A 19771-nucleotide genomic window follows, 5' to 3' on the forward strand; every position below is an offset into this window, starting at 1 on the left:
CGGTGGATCAGTCACAAAGCTGTTGGCTGACCCACCGCATTCGCGAGCAAGCCCCCTCCCACATGTGTCTGGCGATGGTTTCAGGATTTGGGCAGGTTCTGCTTAATCTTCTTGCCCATGCTGATCCTCGGTTCCACGCCATACCCCAGCGCCTCGTAGAACCCCACCACCGCCTCATTGCCCGAAGTGATCTGCAAGTTGATCTTCAGACAACCCAAGGCAATCAATGCCTGTTCCCCATGCCGCACCAACGACGCGCCCAGGCCTTGCCGGCGGTAGTCGGGATGCACGGCCAGCGAATACAACCAGCCACGATGTCCGTCGTAACCTGCCATCAAGGTGCCGATCACGGCCTTGCCGTGGGTGGCAACAAAGAACAGCCCATCATCCACCACGCGCTTTTTATCAATCGCCAACTCCGACCGGTTATGCGGGGTGTCGTAGCCAAACGCCGTCTGCCATAACACCGCGACCTGGGCACGATGCAGGCGGTCGCAGTAAGGCCCGATGGGGTGGCGGGACGACAATGCCTTCTCCATCACCAGGGTGCGCTCGTTGCCGTGGTACACATCGCGCACGGTATGGAACCCCAGCTTGGTATAGAACGGCTCGGCGGTGAGGGACGACGGTACGCTCAATACCGTGACCCCAGCCTCACGGGCCAGTCGTTCGATTTCGAGCATCAGCGCGCGGCCGATGCCCTGCCTTTGCAGCGCCGGGTTGACGAACACCGAACGCACGACATTGGCGTCCAGGGCGGCGGTCGCGACGATTTGCTGATCCTGGAGTGCAACCAGCACGGTACGCCGCGTCAGCAATTGCAGGACCGCCTGCGGTGTGAAGTTGCTCGCCACGCGGGCAATCACGTCCGCCGGGTAGTCGCCGGCGTTGCTGCTGTGCAGGGCCGCCAGGATGACTTGGCTGATGCCTTCGGCATCGGTGGGGTGGGCGAGGCGGACGGCGGTAGGCATGACTCCTCCTGACGGACAGCGTTATGACAGCCACCACAATACCTATGTGTGGGCTTGTGTGGGAGCCGGGCTTGCCCGCGATGCAGGCACCTCGGTGTGTCAGGTACACCGCGGTGATGCTATCGCTGGCAAGCCAGCTCCCACACAAGCCCGCTCCCACATTTTGAGCGGCGCTCGACACTACAGCCGATTCGGCTGCCATACCCCTGTTTTCAGCTTTCCCGGCTGGGCCACTCCCCTGTTTCAGCCGGGATTCTGCGACCAGAGCGCACAAAATAGCCCCAATGCCCAACCCCATGGACCCGTGCCCCCATGCAAACCACCAATACCGTGCTGATGATCCGCCCGGCGCACTTTGCCTTTAACCCGGACACCGCGACCAACAACCGCTTCCAACGCGCCCCCGCCGATCCCCAGGCCGCACAGCACAAAGCGCTGGAAGAGTTCGACGGTTACGTCGACACCCTGCGCCAGCATGGCGTGGACGTCTTGGTGGTACAGGACACGCCTGCGCCCCATACCCCGGACTCGATCTTCCCCAACAACTGGTGGAGCAGCCATGCCGACGGCAGCCTGGTGCTGTACCCGATGGAAGGCCAGAACCGGCGACTGGAGCGCAACAAAGGGGTGTTGCAAGTGCTGGAGCAACGCTTCGCGATCAAAGACACCATCGACTTCAGCCACCTGGAACAACAGAACATGTTCCTCGAAGGCACCGGCAGCATGGTCCTCGACCGTCAGCATCGGATCAGCTACGCCTGCCACTCCGCACGCACCCACCGCGATGCCCTGCGCCAGTTCGCCGAGCGCCTGGACTATCAGGTCTGTGCCTTCCACGCCGTCGACCGCCATCACGCTCCGATCTACCACAGCAACGTGATGATGAGCGTTGGCCGCGACCTGTCGGTGGTGTGCCTGCAAGCGCTGCCCGAAGACCACGAGCGCCAGGGCCTGGAACGCTCCCTGCGCGACACCGGCAAAGACATCCTGGCCCTGGACTTCGACCAGTTGGAGGCCTTCGCCGGCAACATGCTGGAGGTCCACGACCGCGACGGCCGGCCGTTGCTGGTGATGTCTGCCAGCGCCTGGCGCTCGCTCAAACCGGCGCAGCGCCAGCATGTGGAGCGCCACACCCACCCGGTGGTGGTGAATATCGACAACATCGAACGCATCGGCGGCGGCAGTGCCCGCTGCATGCTGGCCGAAGTGCATCTTCCAGCCCGCGCCTCATTCCAATAAGGAGTTTGCCCATGACCCGTTACATCGACGTCAACGACCTCAGCTACCTGGTATCGCAAAAAGGCCTGCAAACCTGCATCTCGGAGATGGCCGAGTACATCCGCGCCGACTACCTGCGCTGGAATGATTTCGAGAAGTGCGCACGCCTGGCCAACCACTCGCCCGAGGGCGTGATCGAGCTGATGCCGGTCTCGGATGCCTCGTTGTATGCCTTCAAATACGTCAACGGCCACCCGAAAAACACCCAGAGCGGCATGCTCACCGTCATGGCATTCGGCGCCCTGGGGGATGTGGATACCGGCAAACCGGTGTTGCTCAGCGAGATGACCCTGACCACCGCGATCCGCACCGCCGCCACGTCGGCCCTGGTCGCCCGCTACCTGGCCCGGGACAACAGCCGCAGCATGGCGTTGATCGGCAACGGCTCGCAAAGTGAATTCCAGGCCCTGGCCTTCCATGCGTTGCTGGGCATCAATGACATCCGCCTGTTCGATATCGATACCCAGGCCATGCACAAGCTGGCGAACAACCTCAAGGCCTTCCCGGCCATCAAAGTGACCCTGGCCGGCAGCGTTGCCGAAGCGGTGAAAGGCGCCGATATCGTCACCACTGTCACCGCCGACAAGGCCTACGCCACTATCCTCACCGACGACATGATCGAGCCCGGCATGCACCTCAACGCGGTCGGCGGCGACTGCCCCGGCAAGACCGAACTGGACCGCCGCATCGTCGAGCGTGCCCGGGTGATCGTCGAGTACGAACCGCAAAGCCGTATCGAAGGCGAAATCCAGCATATGCCCGAGGATTCGCCGGTCACCGAGCTGTGGCAAGTGATCAACGGCCAGAAACCGGGCCGGGAAAATGCACGCCAGGTCACCTTGTTCGACTCGGTGGGTTTTGCCCTCGAAGACTACTCGGCCCTGCGTTATGTGCTGGATGTGGCCAAGGCCCTGGACGTGGGCAGCGAGCTGGAACTGGTACCGGACCTGGCCGACCCCAAGGACCTGTTCGCCCGCCTGGCCCGGCAACCGCTCGCACAGCATAAAAAGCGTGCCTGAAACCGCTCTGGCCTGCCGCTTTGCACGAGCGGCGGGCCGCAAACAACGGTTTGAAAAGCCGATATGCAGGGTGGTTCAGCCGATTCCGCTGGCACCTGCGTTTTAACAGCGCATTCCGCGTGCCAAGGCCTAGGTAAACGACACAAAAAACGCACCACCATGCAGCATTCTGAGCGCGACCAAAGAGTCAGCAAATGAATGCATGCCGCACCCTTTCTACCGCCCTGACATTAATTACAAAATATAGGGAAACCACCATGACTCCGCTTCGATCACTCGTCGCCGCGCTGCTCCTGCCTTTGTGCGCCACCGCCGCCCAGGCCCAGGAATGGAAAGAAATCCGTTTCGGCGTGTTCCCCGAGTACCCACCCTTCGAGTCCGTGGCCGCCGATGGCAGCCTGCAGGGTTTCGACATTGAGCTGGGCAACGCCATCTGCGCCAAGCTTGAAGTCAAGTGCACCTGGGTCCATAACGAATTCGACGGCATGATCCCGGCGCTGCGTGCGCGCAAGTTCGACGCCATTATGTCCTCCATGGCCGTGACCCCGGCCCGGCAAAAACAGATCGACTTCAGTGACCGCCTGTTCCTGAGCCCCACCTCAGTCATCACCCGTAAAGGCGCCGGCTTCGGCGACACCCCGCAATCCCTCAAGGGCAAACAGGTCGGCGTGCTCCAGGGCTCGCTGCAGGAAGCCTATGCCCGTGCCCACCTGGCCAAGCTCGGTGCCCAGGTCAAGGCGTATCAGTCCCAGGACCAGAATTACGCCGACCTGCAAAACGGCCGCCTCGATGCGACGCTGACCGACAAGCTCGAAGCCCAGCTCAACTTCCTGTCCAAGCCTGAAGGCGCCGACTACCAGTCCGGCCCGGCCTTCAAAGACCCGACCCTGCCGCTGGACATTGCCATGGGCCTGCGCAAGAACGACCAGGAGTTGCTGGCGCTGATCAACAAGGGCATCGCGGCCATCCAGGCGGATGGCACTTACGCGCTGATCCAGAAGAAGTACTTCGGTGACGAAGATATCTATCACGAGTAATCCCCCGCCCTATCTCCCGTAGGAGCCGGCTTGCCAACGATGACGATGCGATAAGCACCGCCATTTGCAGCAGGTTCCTACCGGTTCTATCGAGACTTTCCCGTGAATGAACTCCTCAACCTGCAAGGCTTCGGCCCGCTGTTGGCCCAGGGTGCCTGGATGACCATCAAGCTGGCGTTCCTCGCGCTGGTCCTGAGCCTGACCCTGGGCCTGATCGCCGCCGGTGCCAAGCTGTCCAGCCACAAGCTGTTGCGCATCCCGGCCACGCTCTACACCACCCTGATCCGCAGCGTGCCGGACCTGGTGCTGATCCTGCTGATCTTCTACAGCCTGCAACTGTGGCTCAATGACCTGACCGAGAGGCTCGGCTGGAGTTACTTTGAAATCGATCCATTCACCGCTGGTGTGATCACCCTGGGCTTTATCTACGGTGCGTATTTCACCGAGAACTTTCGCGGCGCCATGCTCAGTGTGCCCGTGGGCCAGCTGGAAGCAGCAACGGCCTACGGCTTGAGCCGCTGGCAACGGTTTGTGCTGGTGATGTTCCCGCAATTGATGCGGTTTGCGTTGCCGGGGCTGGGCAATAACTGGCTGGTGCTGCTCAAGTCCACGGCGCTGGTGTCGATCATCGGCCTGGCAGACCTGGTCAAGGCCGCGCAGAACGCCGGCAAGAGCACCCATGACCCGTTGTACTTCCTGATCCTCGCAGGCCTGGTGTACCTGGTGATCACCACCCTCTCCAACCGCATCTTCAAACGCCTGGAACGGCGCTACAACGTTGGCATCAAGGGGGTCGCGCAATGATTGAACTGATCCAGCAATACGGCCTGGCGTACCTGTGGACCGATGGCTCGGGTTTCTCCGGGGTGGCCATGACCTTGTGGCTGTTTATCGTGTCGGTGGTCATCGGGTTTTTCCTGTCGATCCCGTTGGCCATTGCCCGCGTCAGCGAGCACTTCTGGCTACGTTGGCCGGTGGAGGTGTACACCTATCTGTTTCGCGGCACGCCCCTGTATATCCAGTTGCTGATTTGCTACACCGGCCTGTACAGCCTGGAAGTGGTGCAGGACAACGCCCTGCTCAATCAGTTTTTCCGCAATGCATTGAACTGCACCCTGCTGGCGTTTGTACTCAACACCTGTGCCTACACCGTGGAAATCTTCGCCGGGGCCATTCGCAATATTCCCCACGGTGAAATTGAAGCCGCACGGGCGTATGGCTTGCACGGCTGGCGGATGAACCTGTTCGTGGTGATCCCCGCTGCGCTGCGCCGCGCGTTGCCGGCCTACAGCAACGAAATGATCCTGATGCTGCACGCCACGTCCCTGGCGTTTACCGCAACCATCGCCGACATCCTCAAGGTGGCCCGCGATGCCAATGCCGAAACGTTCCTCACGTTCCAGGCCTTCGGCATTGCCGCGCTGCTGTACATGCTGCTGTCCTTTGCATTGGTAGGCCTGTTCCGACTGGCCGAACAACGCTGGATGCGCTTTCTTGTCCCGACCCGAGGCTAACTTATGAATCAGTCCGCACAGGCCCTGGCCGTTCATCCCACGCACATTGCCGCGCCACGCCCGAGCGTGGTGGCGGCCGGCGCCAACGTCAAGCTCAAGGTCGAAGACCTGCACAAAAGCTACGGCGAGCATGAAGTGCTCAAGGGGGTTTCACTCAACGCCAGCAAAGGCGATGTGATCAGCCTGATCGGCGCCAGCGGCTCCGGCAAGAGCACCCTGCTGCGCTGCATCAATTTCCTCGAACAGCCCGACGCCGGGGTGATCACCCTGGACGGCACCAGCATTGAAATGCGCCAGGGTCGCACAGGCGTCCAGGCCCCACACCAGGCGCAGCTGCAGAACCTGCGCACGCGCCTGGCCATGGTGTTCCAGCACTTCAACCTGTGGAGCCACATGAGCGTGCTGGAAAACATCTGCATGGCGCCGCGCCGGGTGTTGGGCGTGAGTGCCGCCGAGGCGGAAAAACGTGCGCGGATGTACCTGGACAAAGTCGGCCTGCCGGGCCGGGTCGCCGATCAATACCCGGCGTTTCTTTCCGGTGGCCAGCAACAGCGCGTGGCCATCGCCCGGGCCCTGGCCATGGAGCCGGAGATTATCCTGTTCGACGAACCGACCTCGGCACTGGATCCAGAGCTTGTAGGGGAAGTCCTAAAAGTCATACAGACGTTGGCCGAGGAAGGTCGTACCATGCTCATGGTCACCCACGAAATGGGCTTTGCCCGGCAAGTGTCCAGCCAGGTGCTGTTTCTGCACCAGGGCCGCGTCGAAGAACAAGGCAGTGCCGAGATCCTCGACCATCCCAACAGCGAACGCTTGCAACAATTTCTCTCCAACCGCTTGAAGTGAACACAGAATCGACCATGGATACCAAGGCCAACGGACCCCATTCCTCCCCTGCGCTGGATCGCATTGATGAAGCCATCATCGATGTACTGCGCCATCAGGGGCGCATCACCTACGAGAAGCTGTCTTCGCTGGTGCACCTGACGCCCAGGCCCTGCCTGGAACGGGTGCGCAAGCTGGAACGGCGCGGGGTGATCCGCGGCTACGGCGCGATCATCGATGTGCAGATGGTCTCGCCGGGGTTGTCGCTGCTGGTATTGGTGGCGTTGTCCAACCAGAGCGGGCGCTCGGCGCAAAAGGCCTTTGAAGCCTGCGTCAAGACCTGCCCGCAGGTGTTCGAGTGCCAATTGATCAGCGGCCCCTTCGACTACAGCCTGCGCATGCGCTGCCGGGACATGGAGCACTACCGCGTGCTGACGGAAACCTGGTTGAACAACGATGAGCTGCACATCGACAAACTGGTGGCCCACCCGGAGCTGGCGGTGGTGAAAAACACGGCGACTGAGTTGGCCTGAAACGCTCGGCCCAATACACAGAAGATCAAATGTGGGAGCGGGCTTGCTCGCGAATGTGGTGGGTCAGTGATGGATAGGTTGACTGATACGCCGCATTCGCGAGCAAGCCCGCTCCCACATTTAACCGTGCCCGCTTGATATTCTCTTACCTCGTCGAGCCGCCACGAGGCTCGCCTGCCCGTCCCGCTGCTTGCCCGTGCGTGCCTCACTGATCAACCCCGGTATCAACTTACCCTCCGGCAAGTTCTTCCAGAACCGGCTCGGCAGGTGCCCTTTCATGACCTTGGGATTGAGCCGCGCCGGGTTGAAGATATGGCTGTAATAGGTCAGCCACATGGCACTGTGCGGATCCTCGACATTCTGCGCCAACTGCTGCCATTGCTCCGGGCACTGGCGCTGATGGATCAACTGCTCACCGTCGTAATACACCCCATCCAGGGGCGTGGCGATCATCCAGCGATGCCGGCCCATGCGCCCGATAAAGTGCTGGCTGGCACTGTGCAGGATGTCATGGGCCGGCTCGTGCCACGCCACATACTCCGGCAGTTGCGGGCCTGCCGCCGCCGGCAGCGCGATAAAGCGTACAAACGCATGCAGGTGATGAGCTTCGCGCCGTACCTGCTTGATCCGCCGCTGCAACTCGCTGCCCAACTGGTCGCCTGCCATCATCGCCGTGCGGTCGCCATGGCTGACACGCCACAGCACTTCATACAGCAGGCTCCAGCGTTGCTCGCCGTGGTAGCAGGCAGCACTTTCCAGCAGCGCCAGCAGGGACTTGGGAATGCGCGCCTGGAACGGACCGTTGGACGCCGGGTAGTGCTCATCGGTGGCGAACAGATCCGCCACTTCCACTTCGCCCCAACTGACATGGCTGGGGTCGATCTGATGGCTGAGCAGCCAGCGCGCCTGCTCGCGCCAGGTACTGAACAGGTTGTCGCATTCCAGGCTGATCATCCCCACAACCCCATCTGTTGCGGTTGCGGGCGATCACGCAGTTGTTCGCGCAGCAGCACGCTGGTGCTTTCCGCCTGCTGGGGGTGGTAGTCGCTGGTGATGAAAAACGGCTTGGCCTTGGCCAACACGCAACGCATGCGCGCCAGGTCTTCAAAACGGATCTTGCGCTGCCGGCGCAGTTCCACCAGGCGCTCGGTGGTGCGCAGGCCAATCCCCGGGATCCGTGCGATCAACGTCGCCTCGGCGCGGTTCAGGTCCAGCGGGAACACCTCGCGATGTTCCAGGGCCCAGGCCAGCTTGGGATCGATATCCAGCGCCAGATCCCCCGGCCCCGCGAACAATTCATTGGCGCGGAACCCATAGCTGCGCAGCAGGAAATCAGCCTGGTACAACCGGTGCTCGCGCATCAGCGGCGGTGCCGCCAGGGGCACGCTTTTCGGGCTGTTGGGAATCGGGCTGAACGCCGAGTAATACACCCGGCGCAACTTGAAGTTGCCATACAACGCTTCGGCACCGTGGAGGATGGTGCTGTCATCCGTGTCATCGGCACCGACGATCATCTGCGTGCTTTGTCCCGCCGGCGCAAAACGCGGTGAACGGGGCTCGTTGAGCACGGTTTGCTCGCCGGTGAAGATCGTCTGCATCGCCTGCTTGATCGAACCGATCTGCTTCTGTGGCGCGAGGGTCTGCAGGCTCTTGTCGGTGGGCAGTTCAATGTTCACGCTCAAGCGATCGGCATAACGCCCGGCCTCGGCAATCAACGCGGGGTCGGCTTCGGGAATGGTCTTGAGGTGGATGTAACCGCGAAAGTCATGCTCCTCGCGCAACAACTTGGCGACCCGCACCAGTTGCTCCATGGTGTAGTCCGCCGAACGGATGATCCCCGAACTGAGAAACAGCCCGCTGACGCAATTACGCCGGTAGAAGTCCAGGGTCAGGCTCACCACCTCCTCCGGGCTGAACCGTGCACGGGGCACATCGCTGGAGCGGCGGTTGACGCAGTATTGGCAGTCGTAGAGGCAGAAATTGGTCAGCAACACCTTGAGCAACGACACACAGCGCCCATCGGGTGTGTAGCTGTGGCAGATGCCCATGCCATCGCTCGACCCCAGCCCGGCCTTGCCCTCGGAACTGCGCTTGGGCGCCCCGCTGCTGGCGCAGGAGGCGTCGTACTTGGCCGCGTCGGCGAGGATGCTGAGTTTTTCTATCAACTGCATGGCGGGCTACCGAATACTGTATTTTTACACAGTACCAGTAGCTTCGCGTGCTATTCAAGGAGATACGGGCCAACGGTCAAACAAATCTTTGTAGGAGCCGGCTTGCCGGCGACCAGGCCCCCAAGACTTGCAGCGAACGTGGGGGCGTCATCGCCGGCAAGCCGGCGCCTACAGTTGCTCAGGCCTTCAATCGTCGCGCGTCAGCACTTCCAGCAACTCAATCTCGAAATGCAGATTGCTATGGGGCTGGATATGCGCGCCCATTGCCCGCTCGCCATAGGCCAGATGGGCCGGCACATACAGCTTGCGCACCCCACCGACCTGCATCCCCATCAAGCCCTGGTCCCACCCCTTGATCACCCGCCCGGTGCCAATCACACACTGGAATGGCTTGCCCCGTTCCCAGGACGAATCAAACACCGTGCCGTCTTCCAGGGTGCCGGTGTACTGGGTGGTGATCAGCGCCCCCTTGACCACGGTTTTGCCGTCGCCTTGGCGGATGTCGGTGATTTGCAGTTCGTCATTGCGCATGGGGGATCTCGTAAGGGTCAACAGGCTCGGGTTTTCCCAGAATCATTGCGCTTTGGCAAGCGTAGCCATAGCCCAACCCTCACAACCACCGCCAGAACCGTCCCCAGAGCCCCCGCTCCAGGTCCGCCTTGCACCCCGCATACTGGCGCGCATACAGATCGGAACGGGCCTTGACCTTGCCGGCAACCGGCAACAGCCACGCTTTGCTGGCATAGGTGCGGTTACGGTAGCCGCCCCAACCTTCGTGGTAGTTCAGGTACTGGCCGTAGGCATCGTATTTGTACACGCCGTTGATGGTGGCGGTCTTGTCCATGTACCAGCCGACAAAGTCGATGGCATCGTCGAAGTCCTGGCGGCTGGCCCAGTTGCGGCCGGTGCTTTTCTGGTAGTCGCCCCACACTTCATCCTTGGCCTGGGCGTAGCCGGCAGCGGTGCTGACGCGGCCCCAGGGGATGATCCACAACAGGTATTTGCGTGGGGTCTTGGCGTTCTGCCGGAAGCCCGATTCCTGATACATGATGGCGAACGGCACCTGGATCGGCACACCCCAGCGCTTCTGGGTGACTTTGGCCGCGTCGTACCAGTCGTCCTTTTCGCGGAAGATACCGCAGATGTCGTCAGGGGTACGTGGCGGTGAGGTACCGCACGCCGCCAGCAGGGTGGTGAGGAGCAGGAGGGCTGTGGTTTTTACCGGAGTCAAAAGCGTACCTTTGCGTGAGCGCGTAAAAAACCGACAGTTTACGCGCTCACGCCAGGTAGTGCGGTCAAGACATCAATGGGCGTTGATCAAGCCAAAGGTACTTTGCGAGTCGAAATGGCCAACCGACCGATGCCAAAACTCAATGCTGCACCCAATATCAACATCAACAAGGTGCTCCACGCCGCGCGGGACAGTTGCTTGGCCGCCACTTCGCCAGCCTCACGGGCCTTTTGTTCGGCCTGGGCCTTCAGTTCTTCGACCTTCTGCACGGCCTGCTGATAAGCCTGGGCATAGTTCTCGACGATCTGGCTGGCCTCGGCCTGGCTCTTGCCGGTGCGGGCTGCAACGATGTTGACCAGTGCTTCTTTGTCTGCCGCATTCAGCGCAGGCTCACCGGAAGCCTTGACGCGCTCGAACCATTGCTTGAGTTCGGTCGCGGCCTGGGCCGGGTTGGTGGCGGCATCAGTGGCCGCTTGCTGACCGTCTGCCGCGGCCTGGTCAGCTTTTTGCTCGACCTTGGCCGGATCCAGCTCAGCCTTGCCGCTTTGCTTGAGCAGGGTGTCGAGTTCGCCCTGCAGGCTGTTCCAGTCCAGGCTGACGCCCTTCTCGTTCAACTGCTGCTTGACACTGTCGCTGATGCCAGGGGCCACGGTGGCAATTGCGCTACCGGCCGCCGACAGGCCTTTGCCCACCACATTGCCTGCGGCGCCGACCACACTGGTGGCCAATGCCGCCAGCAGCCAGGTGGTGAGCAAGGTGGTGATGGTCCAGCTCAGGACCCCATGCAGGCCGCCGCGATCCGGGGCGGTGCGCCCGGCAACAAAAGCGCCCACGCCGATTGCCAGCAGTGTGGACACAAACAGCCAGATCCCAGCACCGGTGCCAAAACCATTCAGCGGGTTGCCAGCCGTCATGGGGTCGACTGCACTGGCGCCGATGGCGGTGCCCAATACGCTCAGCACCAGGTAGGTCACCAGGGCAATTGCACTACCGGCCAGCACCGAGCCCCAGGACACACGAAAGGGCGAGCGGTTGGTTTCATAGAGGGTGGTCATGATCGTTCCTTGGACAAATGAGTAGGCCATCAGTGTGTCCAGACCGACAGCCGCGGTCTCGGCACAATTGCACTAGACCCACTGGTGCATTCGCACCCGGACAGGGTAATTGGCACTGCACTATGCTGAGACCGGGTTGTCGTACCCCTGTAGGAGCCGGCTCCTACAGGGGTAAACACATTTTGGAGAAACCATGAGCCAGGCCGTCCTCGCCCAAGAAACCAATCGTCGCCAATTGCAGCAGATCATTTCCGGGCTGTCCGATGGGGTGATTCTCGCCGAGATCGACCAGCGCATTCTCTGGGCCAACGAAGCCGCGCTGGCCATGCATGGCCTGGACGATATTGCCGGGCTGGGGGCCAACACGGCCGAATACGTCGAGCGTTTTGCCCTGCGCTATCGCAACAATCATCCGCTGGCCCTGGAGGCTTACCCGCTGAGCCGGGTGGCCAGCGGCGAAGAATTCAGTGATGTGGTGGTCGAAGTCACGCCCACCGCCGACCCCGACCGCACCTGGGTCCATCGCCTGCGCAGCCTGGCGCTCACCGATAGCACCGGCAAGCCGGAGCTGTTGGTGCTGATCCTGAGCGACGCCACCGAATGGGCCAGCGCCGAACAGCGTTTTGAAAAGACCTTCAACGCCAACCCGGCACCGGCGGTGATCTGCCGCTTGAGTGATCTGCGCTATATCAAAGTCAACCAGGGCTTCCTGGAGATGACTGGCTACAACCGCGACCAGGTGATCGGCCGTTCGGTGTACGAGCTGGATGTACTGGAACAGGCCGAGCGCAAGGAACTGGCGGTCCAGCGCCTGGGCGAAGGTTCGACCATCCCACAGATGCAAGCCGAGCTGAAACTGCCAGAAGGCGGTAGCAAACTCGTGATCGTCGCCGGCCAGCCGCTGGATATGAACGATGAGGAGTGCATGCTGTTTTCCTTCACCGACCTGGAACCCCGGCGCAAGGCCGAAACCGCCCTGCGCCAGAGCGAGGAACGGTTTGCCAAGTCCTTCCGCCTGACACCCGTGCCAACCCTGGTGTGCGATGCGGGCAACCAGCAGGTGGTGGACGTCAATGATGCATTCATGACCATCACCGGCTACACCAGCGAAGAGTTGATCGGCAAGTCCATCAACGAGATCAACTTTATCGACAGCAGCGAGGCCTGCGCACAGTTGTTCGCCACCCTGGAAAAAGCCGGCAACCTTGACGGCCAGGACCTGAAGATCCGCAAAAAAGGCAATGAGGTGATTGACTGCGTAGTGTCGGCGGACACCGTGAGCATCCAGGACACGCCCTGTTACCTGATGGTGATGATGAACATCACCGAGCGCAAACGCTCGGAGCTGGAGTTGGTGTCGGCCATCGAGGAAGTGATGAAGGACGCGTCCTGGTTCAGCCAGACCCTGATCGAAAAACTGGCCAATGCCAAGAGTGTCAACAGCCCCAACCTGCCGAACATTGCTTTCACCGACTTGACCGCCCGTGAACGGGATGTGCTGGGGCTGATCTGTGAAGGCCTGGCCGACAAGGAAATCGCCTCACGCCTGAAACTGGCGCCCAACACCGTGCGCAATCACGTGGCTACGGTGTATTCCAAGCTCAACGTGCACAGCCGCAGCGCCGCGATCGTCTGGGCGCGGGAGCGCGGGCTGTTTGCCGGGGAGCGGCGAGTCAAAAAGCCATGATTCAGGTGCAAATGCACTAGGTCCATCAGTGCAAATTCGCCTTATTGCATGCCGACGAGTTGCTTAACCTTGAAGGGTCGGCACAGGGTTTGACGCCCTGTGCCATGGCGAGTCTTTTGCCCTTGAAGGAGGCAGCATGAAAAGTGAACAAGTCAAAGGTCGCGTGGAAAAGGCCGTGGGCAAGGCTCAGGATTTTCTCGGCGAAATGACCGATGACGAACAACTCCAGGCCCAGGGCGTAGCGCGCCAGGCGGCCGGCCAACTGCATCAGACCTATGGCGAGGTGCTGGACAATGTCGGTGGCTTTGCCCAACGCAAGCCCCTGGCCACCGTGGCAATCGTCGCTGGCGTAGGCCTGGTCCTGGGTCTGTTGCTGCGCCGCCGTTAAGGGAGGCAGGGATGTTTACCTTGGCCCAACTGCGCAATTGCATCGAAGAAGCCTTGTTGCCACTGACCTGCGAATTCACCTTGTGCCGTGACTCGTCACTGACCTTGAAGGTGTTTGATGCCCAGAGCGGCCGCGTGGACCTGGTGGTCACCGGCATCAGCGTCAACAAGCTCAAGACCCCGCAGGACGTCGCGACGATGGTCGAGGAACTGCGCTACGAATTGCACAGCAACACCGTAGGCGGTGCGCTCTCCATCTGACCCTACCCCTGTATTGGTGCTTATCCCCTGTGGGAACGGGCTTGCCCGCTCCCACAGGGGCGCAGACGCCTACAAAGGTTGTGGGATGTCAGGGCGCGGCTTCAACGATGCGCCGATAAAGTAGAACAGCCCCCCGGCCACGATAAACCCGGCCAGCATGTAGAACATGTAGTGCGCCGGCAGGCTGGCCAGCACCAGCCCGCACAACACCGGCCCCAGCGCGGCCCCGAGGTTGGAGAGGTTTTGCGCACCGTAGTACATGCCGCGCAGGTGGTCCGGGGCGATGCGGTCGATAAACATGTACTCGGCGGGAAACACAATGATCTCCCCCACGGTAAAGATCGCCATCGACACCACCCACCACCACACGCTGGTGGACAACGCAAAACCCATCACCCCCAGCATGAACATGCCCAACCCGAGGAGCAGCCAGCGGCTCAGGTGACGGTGGCTGATCTGCCGGCCGATCGCGTATTGCAGCGCGATCACTAACAAGGCGTTGGTGGTCAGGATGGCGCTGATAACCGTGTAGGTGTATTCGGCGTCGGAGGTGGTCACCAGGTACTGCGACAGGTAGGCGGTGAACTGCCCGAACACCACGGCGCTGAGCAAGCCGCCGAGGGTGAAGCACACCAGGCGATGGTCACGCAGTAACACCCGGCCTACTGCAAGAAAGGGCACCGGTTTTTGCGCAGTGTCGACCGTGGCCAGGCTGCGGTCGCCCCAGCGCCAGTAGAGCAGGAAAAAGCCGACTCCCAACAGCACCGACAGGACAAATGGCAGGCTCATATCGACCTTGGCCACCATCGCCCCCAAAAACGGCCCCACCGCGTAGCCGATGTTGGTCAGGGTGTACTTGATGGAAAACACTTCGCTGCGCGCGTCGATGGGCAACAGGCTGGCAAAACCGGCCTTGACCGCCACGTCGATCACCGCATAGGCCAGGTTGATCAGGATCAGGCAGCTGTAGAAAAGCCACAGTTCGCGGGCCAGCAGAGTGCCGACAAACCCCAGGACAAACAGCAGGCTCAGGCCCAGCAGCAGCCGGTAGCTGTTGACCCGGTCCACCAGGAAACCGCCATACACACTCAGCAGGGAACCGACGATCAGCGAACTGCCGATCACCAACCCCACCTCACTGATGCCCAGGGCAAAGTGGCTGGACAGGTAAATCACCATATACGGAAAGGTGATTGCCTTGGCCAAGGTCAGTACCAGCGTGGCCGACAGCAACAGGTTCACGCTACGGGGGTAGTTTCTTATTGTGTTCAGCATCCTGCTCTCGTTTCCTGGAAGGAGTTGTTACACACGCCCGCTTGGCGCAATGCGCAGCTACCTTAACTCAGGATGAGCAAGAAAAAAGGCTGTTTTATGCATTCATGCATGCATTTTTCAAATGCACGGATCAAAGGGGAAGAACAGCACCGGACCGCGTCTCCGAACCCTATTCACCGGCAATGCAGCCAGGGGTATCGGCGCCTGCTAACCTTGCGCCAGCCTTCCATCGAGTCCAAGCACAATGAAAACAGCCCTGACCCGAACCAAACTGCTGGCCAGCGCCTTGATCGTGATCGCCGTGATTGGCGGCGCCACCTACCACTTGCTGGAGCGCCGTGACACCAACGGCCTGCTCGACGGCCCCGAATTCAGTGAAGCGCAACTCAATGAAGGCGGCGCGGATGACATCAAGGACCTGCCTCTGCCGGAAGCGAAAAAACGCCTCAACTACCTGATCCTCGATATGCGCGACAGCATCAACCGCCTCGCCATGCTCGAAAGCATGCGCCTGGAAATCGGCCCGGCCGCCACACCCGAAGAGCCCCAGGCACAGAAAGAACTGAACTATGAAAAACCGTTCGTGCCCTTCACCGATCAGGACCTGAAGGCTGCGCTCACCGCCCTCGCGCAAACGCCGATGCAGTTTCAACAGGTGTTCTTCGACAATGGATCCGGGCTCAACCTGGATGTCGAAACGATCCGCGACACCCTCAAGCGCGGCGCGCTGCCTGACCAGCCCATGAAAGGCAGCTACCAGATCCAGACCGTGCATTTTCGCGATGGCACACAACAGCCGTTTGCCGAAGTAGCGCTTGAGCAGGCCGGCAGCGAGGAAGAATCAGACAACACCCGCACCGAACTTACGGTCAACAAGCCGATTGAACGTATCAGTGTTGCGCTGAACTATCAGGCCTATCCCGGTTTCAGGAAAATCCAGCTGGATCAGGCCAACCCGAAAGCCACCGGTGACAACGGCGAGGTCTACCAGTTGACAGCCCTCGGCGACTCACGGGCTTCCCTGCAACTGGCCACGCCCAAGCGCAAAGCCTATGTGATCCAGGGCCTGACCGCCGATGGCAAGACCTTGTACAGCGGCGGCAGCAGCTCGAACACCGCGCCCACTGCCGAGCAAACCGCCAACCTGCGGGCGTATTACAACGAACTGCTGCGCATGGAAGACGCCTTCACCGACTTCAAAACTGCCGCCGCCGTGCAGGAGCACCTGGAAAACTTCGCCAACAACCTGCCCAGTACAGAGAGCGACCTGAGCAATGTCCAGGCGACCTACCAGTTCGAAGATACGCCTGCCAGCATCGTCATCTACTTGTTGGAGCCGGCACAGCCCCAGACCATTGCCCTGCAAATGACCAACAACCTTGCCCCCCGCGAGCGCTACATTGCCTTCGACAGTGCCAGCGAAAAAAAGGGCTTTATCGATAGCAAAGGGCAATGGGTGGTCAAGCCCCGATTCGAGCGTATCGAATACACCGAGATGCCCGATGTCTACCAGATGATGGTCGGCGAAAAGTCGTCGGGCGAAGGCTGGAGCCAGTTGCTGTTCAAGTACTTTGCCTTTGTACCGGGTACGCAAACGCTCAAAGAACTGCCCTTCGATAGCATCGACAAGCCAATCAACGACCGGTTGATGGTGGTGCAGCGCGAGACCAACGGACCCTACGGCGTCTACGACGTCAAGAAGTTGCAGACCGTGGTGCCGATGAAATACGTCAACCCCAATGTCATTGGCGAGGTGTTCATCGCCCGCCCCGGCCAGAAAACCTATGGTTCGAACTCGCTCTACGGCGCCTGGAGCCTGAGTGGCAAAGAGCTGTTGGCGCCTGTCTATTCTGCGGTCGACGGGCAAGGCGCGTTTATCTATGCCACCTCCGCCGACAAGCATCAAACCGACGTCTATGACCTGCACATGAAGAAACTCAACCCGTCCGGCGCCACCGTCATCGGTCAGTTCGTGCAGGCCCAGCCTCTGCTGATCCAGGACCGCAACAGCCGCCGGTACAGTTTTATCAATGAACAGGGCAAGGCGTTGGCGTTCAGCCTGCCATTCGATGACGTCAACCCGTTCTCCAATGGCATGGCGGTGGTGCAAAAAGGCAACCGCTATGGCGCCATCGATGTGTACGGCAAGCTGCGCATACCGGTGACCTACAGCAAGCTCAACCCCTTCCAGAAAAACCTGGCCTCGGCGCAAATGGACGGGTTTGAAGGCCTGGTATTGATCGACAAAAACAACAGTGTGGTGAAAAAGCTGGGCTCATACACCAGCTACAGCTACCCGTACAACAGCAACGAGGCGACCTACAGCATTTGGGATACCCAGGTACCGAACCGGATCAATGTGTTCGACGCCGATGGCAACCAGACGGACAGCTTCGAGCGCGAGTGACGCCATACAGCCCTTTGCAGGAGCTGGCTTGCCAGCTCCTGCAAGAGCGCGGCTATTGCCTGTATGAAATTTATCCTGTAATTTTTCATGAAATTTCTAGATAAAAATTTCACGAAACCATCCCCATGGACAAACAAGAAGAACTGGACGCCCTGGCGATCCTGATTCACGACCTGCGCAAGTACAAGAAGCTCACCCTGGCCCAACTGGCGCAAAAGATCGAGCGTTCGGTGGGGTTCCTGTCCCAGGTCGAGCGTGGGTTATCGCGCCCCACCGTGGCGGACCTGACGGCCATCAGCCATGCGCTGGACGTGCCCACCACCTACTTCTACAGCCTGTCCAAACCCAAGGCCGTGGATTGGGTGACCCGCCCCAACGAGCGGCGCACGGTGTATTACGCCAATGGCATCACGGACATCCTCGTCTCGCCCAGCATGCAGGGGGCGTTTTCAATCCTCGACAGCTTGCTCGAACCCGGCGCCAACAGTGGCGAGCAGACCATGAGCGACCGCGCCGAACAGGCAGGTTATGTACTCGAAGGCCACCTGACGCTATGGGTCGAGGGCGAGGCCGATGCGGTCACCCTCGGCCCCGGCGACAGCTTCCACCTCGCCAGCTTCGCCCACTGCCGCTACGGCAACCTGACCGACCTGCCGGCCCGCGTGCTGTGGGTCTATAACTGAGGCACACCAAGGAGCGTCACCCGTGAAAAGCCATTCCTCCACGTTACTGGCCGAAGTGCGGACCTTTCGCCAGAACCACCCGGATGTACGTTACGTCGACCTGATTTCCCTGGACATTCCCGGGCGTTTCTACGGCAAGCGCTACCCGGTTGAAATGTTGGAAAAAGTCGCCGCCGGCAGCCCCCTGAAGCTGCCACAGAACGCCGTGCTGCTGGGCGCCCAGGGTGGTTTGTTCAAGATCGGCGACTATTGCTTCCACGACGGCGACCCCGACGCCAGCCGCCGCCTGGTGCCGGGCACACTCAAGCCAGTGAGCTGGGAGGCGCAGCCTCTGGGGCAGATGCTGATCACCTCCGACGGCACCGAAGCCCCCATCGAATTCGAGCCCCGCGAAGTGCTGGCCAAGGTCCTGGAGCGCCTGCACGGCAAGGGCATTCACCCGGTGGTGGCGTTCGAGCTGGAGTTCTACCTGTTCGACCGAAAACTCGCCGACGGCCTGCCGCAATTTGCCCGTGACCCGTTGAGTGACGACCCCGACGACCAACCGACCCTGCATATCGAGCGGCTGTCGCGTTTTGCCCCGGTGCTCGATGACATGGTGCAGACCGCCCAGGCCCAGGGGATCGACATTACAGTGATCACTGCCGAACTGGGCCCCGGCCAGTTCGAAATCAATTTCGGCCACCTCGACGACGGCCTGCGCGCCGCCGACTGGGCTGCCCTGTTCTGCCGCAGCACCCGTGGCGTGGCACTCAAGCATGGCTATCGCGCCAGCTTCATGGCCAAGCCCTACCTGCAGCATCCGGGCAGTGGCATGCATGTGCATGTCAGCCTGTATGACGCCGCCGGCAATAACCTGCTGGCGGCGCACCAGCAGCAGCCGTTGCGCCATGCGGTGGCGGGCTGCCTGGAACTGCTGCCCCACTGCATGCCGATTTTCTCGCCCAACCACAACGCCTTCCGCCGCCTGGGCGGGACGGTCAACGCAGCGACCAAAGCCTGCTGGGGCTATGAGGACCGTGACGCCTGCGTGCGCATTCCCGAGTCCGACCCGCGCAACCTGCGGATCGAACATCGGCTGGCCAGTGCCGACGCCAATCCATACCTGGTGCTGGCGGCGATCCTGGTCGGGCTTGAACATGGCCTGGAGGCGGCGTGCGACCCTATCGCCCCGCTGAACGAAGACCGTGACAGCGGCCACGACTTCCCCCTGGAAATGCTCGAAGCGGTGCGTGCCATGCAGCAGCAACCGGCCCTGCGCGAAGGCTTGGGCGCGGAGTTTGTCGACGTCTACTGCGAGAACAAACGCCAGGATCACCTGGCCTTCCAGCAGGAGATCAATGCGCGGGAATATCGCTGGTACCTGTAAGCCCTTGTAGGCGCTGGCTTGCCGGCGTCTACATTTTGATCTTCGTGTTACCTTGGAAAAGTCTTACG

The 19771-nt window shown here is 61.0% G+C and carries 20 protein-coding genes; 13 read left to right on the forward strand and 7 right to left on the reverse strand.

Features of this window, described 5'->3' with window-relative positions; genetic code table 11:
* Nucleotides 1-80: 80 nt before the first annotated feature.
* On the reverse strand, nucleotides 81-971 hold the full coding sequence (locus HZ99_RS27655) for a GNAT family acetyltransferase (RefSeq protein WP_080727678.1): 891 nt from the start codon (nucleotides 969-971) through the stop codon (nucleotides 81-83).
* Nucleotides 972-1283: 312 nt separating this feature from the next.
* Here HZ99_RS27655 and ctlX point away from each other — a divergent pair, with 312 nt between their 5' ends.
* The 7 genes from ctlX (at nucleotide 1284) to HZ99_RS06180 (ending at nucleotide 7177) form a co-directional block, all read left to right on the forward strand.
* Nucleotides 1284-2210, forward strand: a complete 927-nt coding sequence (gene ctlX / locus HZ99_RS06150) for a citrulline utilization hydrolase CtlX (RefSeq protein WP_038441849.1) — start codon at nucleotides 1284-1286, stop codon at nucleotides 2208-2210.
* An 11-nt stretch (nucleotides 2211-2221) separates the two neighbouring features.
* Nucleotides 2222-3268 carry an ornithine cyclodeaminase gene (locus HZ99_RS06155; RefSeq protein WP_038441850.1) on the forward strand — a complete coding sequence of 349 codons (1047 nt, stop codon included), beginning with the start codon at nucleotides 2222-2224 and terminating at the stop codon, nucleotides 3266-3268.
* A 257-nt stretch (nucleotides 3269-3525) separates the two neighbouring features.
* Nucleotides 3526-4305 carry an ABC transporter substrate-binding protein gene (locus tag HZ99_RS06160; RefSeq protein WP_038441851.1) on the forward strand — a complete coding sequence of 260 codons (780 nt, stop codon included), beginning with the start codon at nucleotides 3526-3528 and terminating at the stop codon, nucleotides 4303-4305.
* A gap of 102 nt (nucleotides 4306-4407) precedes the next feature.
* Nucleotides 4408-5109: an ABC transporter permease gene (locus HZ99_RS06165; protein WP_038441852.1), complete on the forward strand. Its 702-nt coding sequence runs from the start codon at nucleotides 4408-4410 to the stop codon at nucleotides 5107-5109.
* Nucleotides 5106-5819 carry an ABC transporter permease gene (locus HZ99_RS06170; protein WP_038441853.1) on the forward strand — a complete coding sequence of 238 codons (714 nt, stop codon included), beginning with the start codon at nucleotides 5106-5108 and terminating at the stop codon, nucleotides 5817-5819. Before HZ99_RS06165 ends, HZ99_RS06170 begins: the two co-directional genes overlap by 4 nt.
* A gap of 3 nt (nucleotides 5820-5822) precedes the next feature.
* Nucleotides 5823-6665, forward strand: a complete 843-nt coding sequence (locus HZ99_RS06175; protein ID WP_038441854.1) for an ABC transporter ATP-binding protein — start codon at nucleotides 5823-5825, stop codon at nucleotides 6663-6665.
* 14 nt (nucleotides 6666-6679) lie between these two features.
* A complete protein-coding gene (locus HZ99_RS06180) occupies nucleotides 6680-7177 on the forward strand; it encodes an Lrp/AsnC family transcriptional regulator (protein WP_038441855.1) in 498 nt (165 codons plus the stop codon).
* Nucleotides 7178-7297: 120 nt separating this feature from the next.
* On the opposite strand, the gene HZ99_RS06185 is transcribed toward HZ99_RS06180, so the two are convergent.
* The 5 genes from HZ99_RS06185 to HZ99_RS06205 all read right to left on the reverse strand — a co-directional run bounded on the left by HZ99_RS06185 (nucleotide 7298) and on the right by HZ99_RS06205 (nucleotide 11634).
* Entirely contained in the window at nucleotides 7298-8131 is an 834-nt protein-coding gene (locus HZ99_RS06185; RefSeq protein ID WP_038441856.1) for a TIGR03915 family putative DNA repair protein, read from the reverse strand.
* On the reverse strand, nucleotides 8128-9348 hold the full coding sequence (locus HZ99_RS06190; RefSeq protein WP_038441857.1) for a putative DNA modification/repair radical SAM protein: 1221 nt from the start codon (nucleotides 9346-9348) through the stop codon (nucleotides 8128-8130). Before HZ99_RS06190 ends, HZ99_RS06185 begins: the two co-directional genes overlap by 4 nt.
* 186 nt (nucleotides 9349-9534) lie before the next feature.
* Entirely contained in the window at nucleotides 9535-9879 is a 345-nt protein-coding gene (locus tag HZ99_RS06195) for an FKBP-type peptidyl-prolyl cis-trans isomerase (protein WP_038441858.1), read from the reverse strand.
* Nucleotides 9880-9958: 79 nt separating this feature from the next.
* Nucleotides 9959-10579 carry a lipoprotein gene (locus HZ99_RS06200; RefSeq protein ID WP_038441859.1) on the reverse strand — a complete coding sequence of 207 codons (621 nt, stop codon included), beginning with the start codon at nucleotides 10577-10579 and terminating at the stop codon, nucleotides 9959-9961.
* An 86-nt stretch (nucleotides 10580-10665) separates the two neighbouring features.
* Nucleotides 10666-11634, reverse strand: a complete 969-nt coding sequence (locus HZ99_RS06205) for a hypothetical protein (RefSeq protein WP_038441860.1) — start codon at nucleotides 11632-11634, stop codon at nucleotides 10666-10668.
* A 193-nt stretch (nucleotides 11635-11827) separates the two neighbouring features.
* Here HZ99_RS06205 and HZ99_RS06210 point away from each other — a divergent pair, with 193 nt between their 5' ends.
* From HZ99_RS06210 to HZ99_RS06220, 3 genes are all read left to right on the forward strand, one after another.
* Nucleotides 11828-13321: a PAS domain S-box protein gene (locus HZ99_RS06210; RefSeq protein WP_038441861.1), complete on the forward strand. Its 1494-nt coding sequence runs from the start codon at nucleotides 11828-11830 to the stop codon at nucleotides 13319-13321.
* A 136-nt stretch (nucleotides 13322-13457) separates the two neighbouring features.
* Nucleotides 13458-13709, forward strand: a complete 252-nt coding sequence (locus tag HZ99_RS06215) for a CsbD family protein (RefSeq protein ID WP_038441862.1) — start codon at nucleotides 13458-13460, stop codon at nucleotides 13707-13709.
* Nucleotides 13710-13720: 11 nt separating this feature from the next.
* Nucleotides 13721-13969, forward strand: coding sequence for a DUF1652 domain-containing protein (locus tag HZ99_RS06220; RefSeq protein WP_038441863.1), 249 nt, complete (start codon nucleotides 13721-13723; stop codon nucleotides 13967-13969).
* Between the two features lie 69 nt (nucleotides 13970-14038).
* On the opposite strand, the gene HZ99_RS06225 is transcribed toward HZ99_RS06220, so the two are convergent.
* A complete protein-coding gene (locus HZ99_RS06225) occupies nucleotides 14039-15244 on the reverse strand; it encodes an MFS transporter (protein ID WP_038441864.1) in 1206 nt (401 codons plus the stop codon).
* Between the two features lie 244 nt (nucleotides 15245-15488).
* On the opposite strand from HZ99_RS06225, the gene HZ99_RS06230 reads away from it, so the two are divergent.
* The 3 genes from HZ99_RS06230 (at nucleotide 15489) to HZ99_RS06240 (ending at nucleotide 19703) form a co-directional block, all read left to right on the forward strand.
* Entirely contained in the window at nucleotides 15489-17651 is a 2163-nt protein-coding gene (locus tag HZ99_RS06230) for a WG repeat-containing protein (RefSeq protein ID WP_038441865.1), read from the forward strand.
* Nucleotides 17652-17776: 125 nt separating this feature from the next.
* A complete protein-coding gene (locus tag HZ99_RS06235; RefSeq protein WP_038441866.1) occupies nucleotides 17777-18334 on the forward strand; it encodes a helix-turn-helix domain-containing protein in 558 nt (185 codons plus the stop codon).
* A 22-nt stretch (nucleotides 18335-18356) separates the two neighbouring features.
* Nucleotides 18357-19703, forward strand: a complete 1347-nt coding sequence (locus HZ99_RS06240) for a glutamine synthetase family protein (RefSeq protein WP_038441867.1) — start codon at nucleotides 18357-18359, stop codon at nucleotides 19701-19703.
* Nucleotides 19704-19771: the final 68 nt, after the last annotated feature.

Source organism: Pseudomonas fluorescens (genome assembly GCF_000730425.1).
In the GTDB taxonomy this organism is placed as follows: Bacteria; Pseudomonadota; Gammaproteobacteria; order Pseudomonadales; family Pseudomonadaceae; genus Aquipseudomonas; species Aquipseudomonas fluorescens_X.

What these genes read in the sequence shown, in the direction of transcription:
- HZ99_RS27655 (WP_080727678.1), bottom strand. Translation starts at nt 971, where the DNA reads ATGCCTACCGCCGTCCGCCTCGCCCACCCCACCGATGCCGAAGGCATC.
- HZ99_RS06230 (WP_038441865.1), top strand. Translation starts at nt 15,489, where the DNA reads ATGAAAACAGCCCTGACCCGAACCAAACTGCTGGCCAGCGCCTTGATC.
- HZ99_RS06185 (WP_038441856.1), bottom strand. Translation starts at nt 8,131, where the DNA reads ATGATCAGCCTGGAATGCGACAACCTGTTCAGTACCTGGCGCGAGCAG.
- HZ99_RS06190 (WP_038441857.1), bottom strand. Translation starts at nt 9,348, where the DNA reads ATGCAGTTGATAGAAAAACTCAGCATCCTCGCCGACGCGGCCAAGTAC.
- HZ99_RS06155 (WP_038441850.1), top strand. Translation starts at nt 2,222, where the DNA reads ATGACCCGTTACATCGACGTCAACGACCTCAGCTACCTGGTATCGCAA.
- HZ99_RS06175 (WP_038441854.1), top strand. Translation starts at nt 5,823, where the DNA reads ATGAATCAGTCCGCACAGGCCCTGGCCGTTCATCCCACGCACATTGCC.
- HZ99_RS06215 (WP_038441862.1), top strand. Translation starts at nt 13,458, where the DNA reads ATGAAAAGTGAACAAGTCAAAGGTCGCGTGGAAAAGGCCGTGGGCAAG.
- HZ99_RS06210 (WP_038441861.1), top strand. Translation starts at nt 11,828, where the DNA reads ATGAGCCAGGCCGTCCTCGCCCAAGAAACCAATCGTCGCCAATTGCAG.
- HZ99_RS06220 (WP_038441863.1), top strand. Translation starts at nt 13,721, where the DNA reads ATGTTTACCTTGGCCCAACTGCGCAATTGCATCGAAGAAGCCTTGTTG.
- HZ99_RS06225 (WP_038441864.1), bottom strand. Translation starts at nt 15,244, where the DNA reads ATGCTGAACACAATAAGAAACTACCCCCGTAGCGTGAACCTGTTGCTG.
- HZ99_RS06180 (WP_038441855.1), top strand. Translation starts at nt 6,680, where the DNA reads ATGGATACCAAGGCCAACGGACCCCATTCCTCCCCTGCGCTGGATCGC.
- ctlX (WP_038441849.1), top strand. Translation starts at nt 1,284, where the DNA reads ATGCAAACCACCAATACCGTGCTGATGATCCGCCCGGCGCACTTTGCC.
- HZ99_RS06170 (WP_038441853.1), top strand. Translation starts at nt 5,106, where the DNA reads ATGATTGAACTGATCCAGCAATACGGCCTGGCGTACCTGTGGACCGAT.
- HZ99_RS06205 (WP_038441860.1), bottom strand. Translation starts at nt 11,634, where the DNA reads ATGACCACCCTCTATGAAACCAACCGCTCGCCCTTTCGTGTGTCCTGG.
- HZ99_RS06195 (WP_038441858.1), bottom strand. Translation starts at nt 9,879, where the DNA reads ATGCGCAATGACGAACTGCAAATCACCGACATCCGCCAAGGCGACGGC.
- HZ99_RS06235 (WP_038441866.1), top strand. Translation starts at nt 17,777, where the DNA reads ATGGACAAACAAGAAGAACTGGACGCCCTGGCGATCCTGATTCACGAC.
- HZ99_RS06160 (WP_038441851.1), top strand. Translation starts at nt 3,526, where the DNA reads ATGACTCCGCTTCGATCACTCGTCGCCGCGCTGCTCCTGCCTTTGTGC.